This is a genomic window from Streptomyces sp. ISL-1 (genome assembly GCF_018614585.1).
GTDB lineage: Bacteria > Actinomycetota > Actinomycetes > Streptomycetales > Streptomycetaceae > Streptomyces > Streptomyces maoxianensis.
In genome coordinates this window covers 1-8,487 of sequence record NZ_JAGGOI010000028.1, presented here as the reverse complement: position 1 = coordinate 8,487, position 8,487 = coordinate 1, and the positions used below count along the sequence as shown (strand labels likewise).

The following is an 8,487-nucleotide window of genomic DNA, read 5'->3' as shown; positions in this document are numbered from 1 at the left end:
CAGCCCTGGCTGCTGGAGCACCAGGTGCAGGACGGCCAACGCCCAGCTGGCGGTCACCCAACGCCGTCCGGGCCGTCTGCCGGCGGCCAGCGCGTACAGGGCGCCGTGCAGGGCGGTGAGCTCGGCCAGGGCCCGCGGGCGCCGGGCGGCCTGGCGCAGCGACCGGCGGGCAGCATGCCCGAGGAAGCGCACGACGGCCGCCGGGGCGAGGGTCCCAACCGCGCAGTTCGGCCAGCAGCACGTTGGTGGCGGCACGGCTGTCGGCCATGTCGAATACCGGCTCCACGCTCCTCCGTTCTCCACCAGGTGGTGGCGTTCACGTTACGGGCCGACGCGCCGGGAGGACGGTGAGCGCGCTCACTGATCGCCGGGGGTGCACGGCCTAGCGTCGGTGAGAAGAAGGGCGGACGCGAGGAGAGGACGGGCGATGGTGTGGATCGGCGCTCTGGCAGCTGTGACCGTAGCGGGTGGGAGCGCGGCGGTCGGGTATCTCGGGCTGGTGACCGGGGCACTGCCCCTGGATGTGGGGATCGGGCGGCGCACACGACCGCTGGGGCCGCAGACCGTCGACATCGCGGCACCGCGCGAGGTGGTCTTCGACCTCATCACCCAGCCGTATGTGGGCCGGGCCACGCGAGCGATGCGGGAGAAGGTGCAGGTGCTGGAACGCGGCTCGGACATGGTGCTCGCCGCCCATCACACCCCGGTCGCCGGGGGACGGCTGACGGCGACGACCGTGGAGACGGTCAAGTTCACCCGCCCGGAGCGGGTCGATTTCCGCCTGGTGCGCGGGCCGGTGCCCGCGGTCACCGAGTTGTTCGCCCTCACCGAGCACGGCTCCGGGACGCGGCTGGTGTACGAGGGAGAGCTCGCCACGGACCTGTGGCGGGCCGGGCAGTGGTGGGGCGGCCTGGTCGCCCCACGGTGGGAGGCGACCGTCGCCGCGTCCCTGGCCGCAGTCCGCCAGGAGGCCGAGCGGCGCGCGGCCCTGCCGTAAACAGCTTGCCCGTGCCGAGGGGGCACGCGAGCGCGGGAAGGAGGTACAGCAGCTGGTCCATCACAAGTCCTTCAGGTTGTGCGTCTGGATCAGGCAACGGTGGGGGGAGCCGACGGGAGCGGGCCCCATATGCCTGATTATGCGACGCTAAAACCTTCCCCCTGGGGCAAGGTCAAGGCCGTGATCACCGGCCGGCCCCTGCCATGTCGGCCCAGCCTGGATGCAGGGGTTTCCACGGTCCGGCTGCCGCGCGCAGTGTGGACCCGGGAGACGAAGGAGGAGGCTGCCGGGCTGTCAGAGGCAAAGCGCCGCAGGGGGCGTCGTGCCAGAGCCCCGCGCCTGCGGTGAGGGGCGGCGCATGCGCAGCGCCGACGCCGCCTGCTGATCAGCGACCCGAGGCGGGCCGGACGGGTGGATGCGACGTGCGCACCGCCGCCCGGGCCACCAGAGCGGCAACCCACCGTGCCTTAGCATGGCGCGCATGACGCGACGCGTGCCGCCGGCGCTTCGGACATGGTCCGGGGCGCTGCTTGTGTGTGCGCTGACGCTCTGTCTGTCTGGTCTGGCTCGCCCCGCAGCGGCCATGCCGATGTCGATGCCCATCTCGATGCGGACCGTGTCTGCACCGGCGGGCGCTGAGAGCACGGTGCCTGGGCAGACGTCCTTGGGAGCCTCCGGGCAAGCGGTGAGAGCGACCGGGACTTCGCATACCGGCCCGCACTGCCCGATGACCCAGCAGCAGTGCGTATCACCGAAGGCCACGATCGCCCAGGACAGTCCGACGGCCCCGAAGCTCGGCAATGTGCCGCCGTCGACGGCATGCCTGGCTGCTGCCCTGGTGCCGCAGTCCAACGCGCCGCCGCCGGCGCTCCCTCCTCCGGATCTGCACCGGTTGTGCGTATCGCGGACGTGACAGCTCCCTGCCCGTGAGGCTCCGCCTCGCGGGTCGCCGTGCTGTCTCCACGTCCGCCCCGGCACGCCCGGAACTCGCGTGCCGTTTGTCGCAGAACAGGAGTAACGACGCATGCCGTCGTCCGTCGCATTGCTCATCACCGGTGTCAGCACCGGTCTTCTCGCCGGTGGTGCCTCCTGCGCCGCCGTACAAGGGGGGCTGCTCGCCGGCGCGGTCACCCGCCGGTCCCCCGCCCCCCTCCCATCCGCCGCGTCCCCCGCGAAGCGGCCGAAGTCCGCGGGCCGCACGGCCACGGCCGAGCCAGTCGCAGCGCACCAGGCAACGGAGCCATCCGCCGGGCATCTGGCACCGGTGGGCGCGTTCCTGGCCGGAAAGCTGCTCTCCCACACGCTCCTCGGGGCGCTGCTGGGGATCTTCGGCGCCGCGCTGCAGCCCAGCCCCCGTGTTCAGGCGGGGATGCTGGTTGCCGCCGGGCTGCTGATGGTGCTGTTCGCGCTGGATCTGTTCGGGGTCAAGGCGGTGGGGCGGCTGGTGCCGCGGCCTCCCGCCTCGTTCGGCCGGCTGCTGCGGCGCAGCGCCAGGACCGACTCGGTCGCCACTCCCGCACTGATCGGCTTCGCCACGGTGCTGGTGCCGTGCGGGGTGACGCTGTCCGTGGAGCTGCTCGCGATCACGTCCGGGTCGCCGGTCGCCGGGGCCGCGGTCATGTTCGGATTCGTGCTCGGTACCGCGCCGCTGTTCGCGGCGCTGGGCTATGTCTTCCGCCGTACCAGCCGGGCGCTCTCCGGCCAGCTCGCCTCCCTCACCGGTGTGGTGGTGCTGGCGGTCGCCGTCTGGACGATGGCCTCCGCGTTGCAGGCCGGAGGGTGGATGTCCTTCGACGCCCCGGACAACAAGCCCGCCGCCACTGGACCGTTCATCGTCGAGGGCGGCGAGCAGAGCAGTCCCGACGAAGACTCCGAGGGTGGGAGGACCACGGCGGTTGACACCCCGGTCCGCATGGACGCCTCCGGGCAGCAGATCGTGACCCTCTCGGTGACCGACTTCTACGAGACCACCCAGTTCACGGCCAAGGCGGACGTACCCACCACGCTGGTGCTGCGCGGCAAGGACTCCGGCGGCTGCGCCCGCGCGTTCACCATCCCCGAACTCGGCGTCCAGCAGATCGTCAAGCGCAACGGCGATACCAAGGTCGACCTGGGCACCCGCAAGGCGGGAACCCTCCGCTTCTCCTGCGCCATGGGCATGCAGACCGGCACCATCGACTTCCAGTAGAAGGACCCCGACAGTGAGCCTGTTCACCCGCAAGAAGACGAAGACCGAGACCGAAGCCGGCACACATGTGGCCTTGCTCGTCGAAGGCATGCACTGCACCAGCTGCGGCCTGCTCATCGACGACGAGCTGGAGGACCTCCCCGGCGTGCGCTCATCCAGCACGGATGTGAAGGCCGGACGCACCACGGTCCGTCTCGACGACGGCGCCGACGTCGACACCGCCGCACTGGTCGCGGCGGTGGAGCAGGCGGGGGACTACAAGGCCCGGCTCGCCGACTGACCGGCCCAAGCGCCGCGCCACGACGCCCGGCCGGAACGGTTTCCGGCCGGGCCCAGCGGGCGAACCGTGAGGTGCGCACCTGCGAGAAGGCGACGCCCAGGCCCGCCCGTTCCCCGACGCCTCCTTCGACACCGTCGTGTGCGCGATCCCCGACGACCAGCGCGCCATCACCGAGATGAGCCGCGTGCTCAAGCCCGGCGGCCACCTCCTTCTCCTGGACCACGTCCCCAGCTCTCTCTGGCCCGTCCGCGCGATCCATGGGCTTGGCGCCCTGTCCCCGCTGCGCGCCGGACGCTTCACCACTGGGGCCCGGCCTCATCGACCGCTGTCGGCCGCACAGGTGACAAGTCGGCCCGGTTCCTCCGCCCGATCACAGAAATCGGGCGCTGGAGGAATCGGGCCGTGGTCGTCGGTCAGCCGTCAGCGGTTCAGCGGCTGGAAGCGCCGCAGCCGCAGGCTGTTGGAGACCACGAAGACCGAGGAGAACGCCATGGCGCCTCCGGCGATCATCGGGTTGAGCATGCCCAGAGCGGCCAAGGGCAGCGCGGCGACGTTGTAGGCGAAGGCCCAGAACAGGTTGGCCCTGATGGTCCGCAGAGTCCTGCGGGCCAGCCGTATGGCATCGCCCGCGGCCCGCAGGTCCCCGCTCACCAAGGTGAGATCGGAGGCGGCGATCGCCGCGTCGGTGCCCGTCCCCATGGCCAGGCCGAGATCGGCCTGCGCGAGAGCGGCGGCGTCGTTCACACCGTCACCGACCATGGCCACCGCCCGGCCGGCCTGCTGCAGGCGCTTGATCTCGGCGACCTTGTCCTCCGGGTGCACTTCGGCGATGACCTCCGCGATGCCGACCTCGGCGGCCACCGCGCGGGCGGCAGCGGCGTTGTCACCGGTGAGCAGAACCGGAGTGAGCCCCAGCTGTTTGAGCTCGGCGACCGCCAGCGCGCTCGTCGGCTTCACCGTGTCGGCCACATCGAGCGCGGCCCGTACGCGGCCCTCCCATGCGGCGAAGACCACGGTGCGCCCGGTCGCCTCGGCTGCGTCCCGTGCCGCGGCGAGGGTGTCCGGGAGGGTCAGCGACCACTGATCGCGCAGCCACGACTCGCGCCCGGCCAGCACGGTGAGCCCGTCGACGCGGCCGGTGACGCCGCGCCCCTGTGCGTTGGCGAAGTCCTCCACGGCAGGCAACGAGCCGAGCCGGTCGCGCGCGGCGGCGGCGATCGCGGCAGCGATGGGGTGTTCGCTGGCGTCCTCCAATGCCCCGGCCAGGCGCAGCACGGCATCCGGATCCTCACCGTCGGCGGTGACGACCTCGGCCAGGCTCATCCGCCCCTCGGTGACGGTGCCGGTCTTGTCGAGCACGATCGTGTCGATGCGGCGGGTGGATTCCAGTACCTCCGGCCCGCGGATCAGCAGGCCGAGCTGGGCGCCGCGCCCGGTGCCCACCATCAGCGCGGTCGGGGTGGCAAGGCCGAGCGCGCACGGGCAGGCGATGATGACCACGGCGATCGCGGCGGTCAGCGCCGCTGCAGCATCCGCGCCCGTCAGCAGCCACACCGCGAACGTGCCTGCGGCCAGCGCGATGACGATGGGGACGAACACCGACGAGATGCGGTCGGCCAGCCGCTGCACGGCGGCCTTGCCGGTCTGGGCCTGCTCCACCAGGCGGGCGATCTGCGCGAGCTTGGTGTCCGCACCGATGCGGGTGGCGCGTACGACGAGCCGACCGTGGCTGTTGAGCGTCGCACCGGTGACCGCCGAGCCAGGAGCGACCTCCACGGGCACGCTCTCGCCGGTCAGCAGCGACTCGTCCACAGCCGAGGAGCCCTCGACGACCTCGCCGTCGGTGGCGATCTTCTCGCCGGGACGCACCACGAACGCGTCCCCGACCACCAGCTGCTCCACCGGGATGCGCACCTCGGCGCCGTCGCGCAGCACCGCGACGTCCTTGGCCCCCAGGTCCATCAGCGCCCTGATCGCCTCCCCGGCGCGGCGCTTGGCGCGGGCCTCGAAGAACCGGCCCGCCAGCAGGAACACCGTCAGGACGACAGCGACCTCCAGATAGAGGTGCTTCCCGCCGACGCCCAGAGTCCCGGCGCTCCACAGGTAGGCGGCCAGCACGCCGAGGGAGACCAGCGTGTCCATCGTCGCCGCGCCATGACGCAGATTGACGGCCGCGGCCCGGTGGAACGGCCACGCTCCCCACAGCGCCACAGGAGTCGCCAGCACCAGCGCGATCCACCGCCAGCCCGAAAACTGCCAGGCCGAGATCATCGAGACCGCGACCACGGGCAGCGCCAGGACGGCGGAGATGATCAGGCGGCGCCGCAGGTCGGCGATGCGCCCGGATTCGGCGTCACGGGCGTCAGCGGCTCCTGCCTCCGCGGCGGCTCCAGCGGCGCCACTGGCGACGCTCGCTCCGTAGCCCGCCGCCTCCACCGCGGCGACCAGCTCGCTCGGCGTGACCTGCGGGCCGTAGGTGACGCGCGCGCTCGCCGTGGCAAGGTTCACGCTCGCGGCCACCCCGGGCAGCTTGTTCAGCCGACGCTCGATCCGGGCCACGCACGAGGCGCAGGTCATCCCGGATATCTCCAGGTCGACGGCCGAGGGGCCGGCTTCCTGGACGGACTCCGGGGAACGGGTGGTGGTCATGACGTCTGTGTCTCCTTGTATGAGGATCAGTTCCAGCGTGCCGGACCGGCCGGCTCGACGATCGCGAAGCCCTGCCCGGGTGCGGGATGCCAGCTCAACTCCCGCCCGTACAAGCGGCGCAGGAACGCGGGCGGCTGGTGGTAGCAGAAGACCGAGCTCTCGGCGCCGACGACGGCAGCGGTGTCGACGAATATCGGCAGCTCGGCCAGGAAGTACTCCACCGCCCGCTCCACCTGCTCCTCACCCAGCGCCTGCCCGTCGGGCACCTTGCCGGCCAGCACCCACGCCGTGGTGTCCCGGCAGGCCGACCGGAACTCCTCGTCCTCCTCATACAGCCGGCGCCCTCGGGCATGCAGCCGGGCATACGCCGCATTCCCCTCCAGTTCGGCCCAGCCCAGCACCCGCTCCTCCGCGCCGGTCACGCCGAGGCTCTCCAGCGCGGTGACGATCTTGTTGCGGGTGTACTGACCCTGCCGCCGTGCCTTCCACGCCGCCCGCTCGGGCTGGCACCCCAGCGCCTCGAAGGTGAAGGCACTCGGTGCGTCGGGGACGAAGAAGTGCACCTCGGCGAAGTGCCCAAGGCCCCAAGCGGCCAGCTCACGGATCCGCTCGGCGGAGAAGTAGCTGTTGAACGGGCTGATCCCGAAGCACGCGTGCTCGGCCCGGTCGATCACGACTGCGCACCCGCCGCTCAGCGGCGTCACCGCCATGGCCGTGGGCGGCTCGCCCCATTCCGATGTCCTCATGCCCGGACCGTAAAAGCTTGCCCTTAGGGCAAGGTCAAGTCGACACTGCAAGGGAAGGCACATCCCGACCGGAGGTGAAGACGATGCTGACCGTGGGCCGCGTCGCCGAACAGACCGGGCTCAGCCCCAAGGCCATTCGCCTGTACGAGGCTGACGGCCTCATCGACCCGCCCGAGCGCACCGCCGCCGGGTACCGCACCTACACCGCCACCACGCTGCCCGTCCTGCGCTTCATCCGCCAGGCCCAAGCCCTCGGCCTGAGCCTGAAAGAGATCAAGCGCATCCTCGACCTCCAGCGCCATGGCCAGCAGCCCTGCGACCTCGTCATCGACCTGCTCGATGAGCACCTTGCCCAAGTCGACCAGCGCATCGCCGACCTGCAAGCCCTGCGCGAAACCCTCCAGACCGCCCGCGACCGCGCCGACCACGCCGCAGACCGCGGCCAGAGCGCCGTGGTCTGCCACATCATCGAAGCCACCGGCACCGGCTGACCGCCTTGACCTTCCCCCCGGGGCAGAGTTCTAGCGTCACTCGTGAGATACACACACGAAGGCGAGGTGACCAAAGATGCCGTTCCGCAAGGGCGAGGTGTACCGCTGCCCTGACCCATCCTGCGGATGCGAGCTGACCGTGACCAAGGCGGCCCCGCCAACCTGCACCGGCCAGCAGAGCCCGACGTGCTGCTGCGGCAAGACCATGGTCAAGAAGCCCGCGTAGACACCCCGCGAGCGCAAGCTGCCTGCGGACACGCCGTCCCGGTGGCTTCCCCGTACCACCGGGACGTCCCCAGACGCGGCGGGGCGCTTGCCGACTCCACGCCGATCCTGCGGCGTGCTTGGCACACGGCCGCGCAGCCTGGCCTCAGGCTCGACGGCGAAAGCCACCCCGGCTCCGAACCGCCATGGGTATTACGTTGACGAAAGGGCCCCCTGAGCAGCCGCCCCAGCCATGGGAGTTGAGAGCAATGTGCGACATCGGAACGATGGGCCCGTGGATGATGATCCTCTGGTGGGTCATCGCCTTGGTCGTCCTCGGCCTCGGGGTCGCAGGCGCTGTGTGGCTCGTGCGCTCACTCAGCGGCAGGCCCAGCCGTCCTGAGCTGCCCAGCCGACCGGATCCCGCCTATGAGGAACTGCGCCGACAGTACGCCGCGGGCAAGATCGGGCGTGAAGAATACCTGCAACGCAAGATCGACCTGGAGCCGTAACCGCGCCCATCACGGCCGCCCGGGCGAATCGACACGCCGGGCTCGCCCCGCAGGTGCCCCCGCAGCTCGCCACCACCGCCTCCAGGCCCCGCAACGACGCCAACGCACGCGACGCCGTGCTCGTCGACCGCTGCGGCCCGGCCATCGTCTGACCTTGCACCTCGCTTCATGACACCTAGGACCACATCGCCGCCATCCCGCTCGCCGGCAGTGATCCGCTCCATCAGCGGCATCCTGCCGCCTGGCGAGAGAGCTGCTGCCGAACGCCGCCGCCGGGCCACGTGGATCCTGGCCGGCAGGACACGACGTGGGGGTCGTGACGTACACGAACTGCCCGGTTGGCCAGCCCTGAACACAGCGGCGCCCGCGAACCGAGCACGTGGCGTCCTGTACGTAAGTGACCTTCCCCTCGTAGCGTAG

The 8,487-nt window shown here is 71.3% G+C and carries 8 protein-coding genes and 2 pseudogenes; 7 read left to right on the top strand and 3 right to left on the bottom strand.

Going from position 1 to position 8,487, the window contains the following annotated elements:
* A pseudogene (locus J7E87_RS19670) lies at positions 1-192 on the bottom strand (hypothetical protein); the annotation flags it as partial.
* Between the two features lie 235 nt (positions 193-427).
* Between J7E87_RS19670 and J7E87_RS19665 the strand changes: the two are divergent.
* The 5 genes and pseudogenes from J7E87_RS19665 to J7E87_RS19645 all read left to right on the top strand — a co-directional run.
* The gene (locus J7E87_RS19665) at positions 428-997 is read left to right on the top strand and encodes an SRPBCC family protein (protein ID WP_215095762.1); all 570 of its coding nucleotides are present in this window, start codon (positions 428-430) and stop codon (positions 995-997) included.
* Between the two features lie 727 nt (positions 998-1,724).
* A complete protein-coding gene (locus tag J7E87_RS19660) occupies positions 1,725-1,910 on the top strand; it encodes a hypothetical protein (RefSeq protein WP_215095760.1) in 186 nt (61 codons plus the stop codon).
* A 111-nt stretch (positions 1,911-2,021) separates the two neighbouring features.
* A complete protein-coding gene (locus J7E87_RS19655; RefSeq protein WP_215095758.1) occupies positions 2,022-3,185 on the top strand; it encodes a sulfite exporter TauE/SafE family protein in 1,164 nt (387 codons plus the stop codon).
* Positions 3,186-3,198: 13 nt separating this feature from the next.
* On the top strand, positions 3,199-3,465 hold the full coding sequence (locus tag J7E87_RS19650) for a cation transporter (protein ID WP_308312977.1): 267 nt from the start codon (positions 3,199-3,201) through the stop codon (positions 3,463-3,465).
* A gap of 79 nt (positions 3,466-3,544) precedes the next feature.
* A pseudogene (locus J7E87_RS19645) lies at positions 3,545-3,679 on the top strand (class I SAM-dependent methyltransferase); the annotation flags it as partial.
* 206 nt (positions 3,680-3,885) lie between these two features.
* On the opposite strand, the gene J7E87_RS19640 reads toward J7E87_RS19645, so the two are convergent.
* Both J7E87_RS19640 and J7E87_RS19635 read right to left on the bottom strand, forming a co-directional pair.
* Entirely contained in the window at positions 3,886-6,114 is a 2,229-nt protein-coding gene (locus J7E87_RS19640; RefSeq protein WP_215095756.1) for a cation-translocating P-type ATPase, read from the bottom strand.
* A 26-nt stretch (positions 6,115-6,140) separates the two neighbouring features.
* Positions 6,141-6,860 carry a tRNA-dependent cyclodipeptide synthase gene (locus tag J7E87_RS19635; protein ID WP_215095754.1) on the bottom strand — a complete coding sequence of 240 codons (720 nt, stop codon included), beginning with the start codon at positions 6,858-6,860 and terminating at the stop codon, positions 6,141-6,143.
* Between the two features lie 83 nt (positions 6,861-6,943).
* On the opposite strand from J7E87_RS19635, the gene J7E87_RS19630 reads away from it, so the two are divergent.
* The gene (locus J7E87_RS19630; RefSeq protein ID WP_251017703.1) at positions 6,944-7,351 is read left to right on the top strand and encodes a heavy metal-responsive transcriptional regulator; all 408 of its coding nucleotides are present in this window, start codon (positions 6,944-6,946) and stop codon (positions 7,349-7,351) included.
* A 473-nt stretch (positions 7,352-7,824) separates the two neighbouring features.
* Entirely contained in the window at positions 7,825-8,067 is a 243-nt protein-coding gene (locus J7E87_RS19625; RefSeq protein WP_215095751.1) for an SHOCT domain-containing protein, read from the top strand.
* The last annotated feature ends 420 nt before the right edge of the window (positions 8,068-8,487 follow it).

Bases quoted from the DNA above. Each gene is read 5' to 3' on its own strand.
- J7E87_RS19635 (WP_215095754.1), bottom strand. From the start codon at position 6,860: ATGAGGACATCGGAATGGGGCGAGCCGCCCACGGCCATGGCGGTGACG.
- J7E87_RS19625 (WP_215095751.1), top strand. From the start codon at position 7,825: ATGTGCGACATCGGAACGATGGGCCCGTGGATGATGATCCTCTGGTGG.
- J7E87_RS19640 (WP_215095756.1), bottom strand. From the start codon at position 6,114: ATGACCACCACCCGTTCCCCGGAGTCCGTCCAGGAAGCCGGCCCCTCG.
- J7E87_RS19655 (WP_215095758.1), top strand. From the start codon at position 2,022: ATGCCGTCGTCCGTCGCATTGCTCATCACCGGTGTCAGCACCGGTCTT.
- J7E87_RS19630 (WP_251017703.1), top strand. From the start codon at position 6,944: ATGCTGACCGTGGGCCGCGTCGCCGAACAGACCGGGCTCAGCCCCAAG.
- J7E87_RS19665 (WP_215095762.1), top strand. From the start codon at position 428: ATGGTGTGGATCGGCGCTCTGGCAGCTGTGACCGTAGCGGGTGGGAGC.
- J7E87_RS19660 (WP_215095760.1), top strand. From the start codon at position 1,725: ATGACCCAGCAGCAGTGCGTATCACCGAAGGCCACGATCGCCCAGGAC.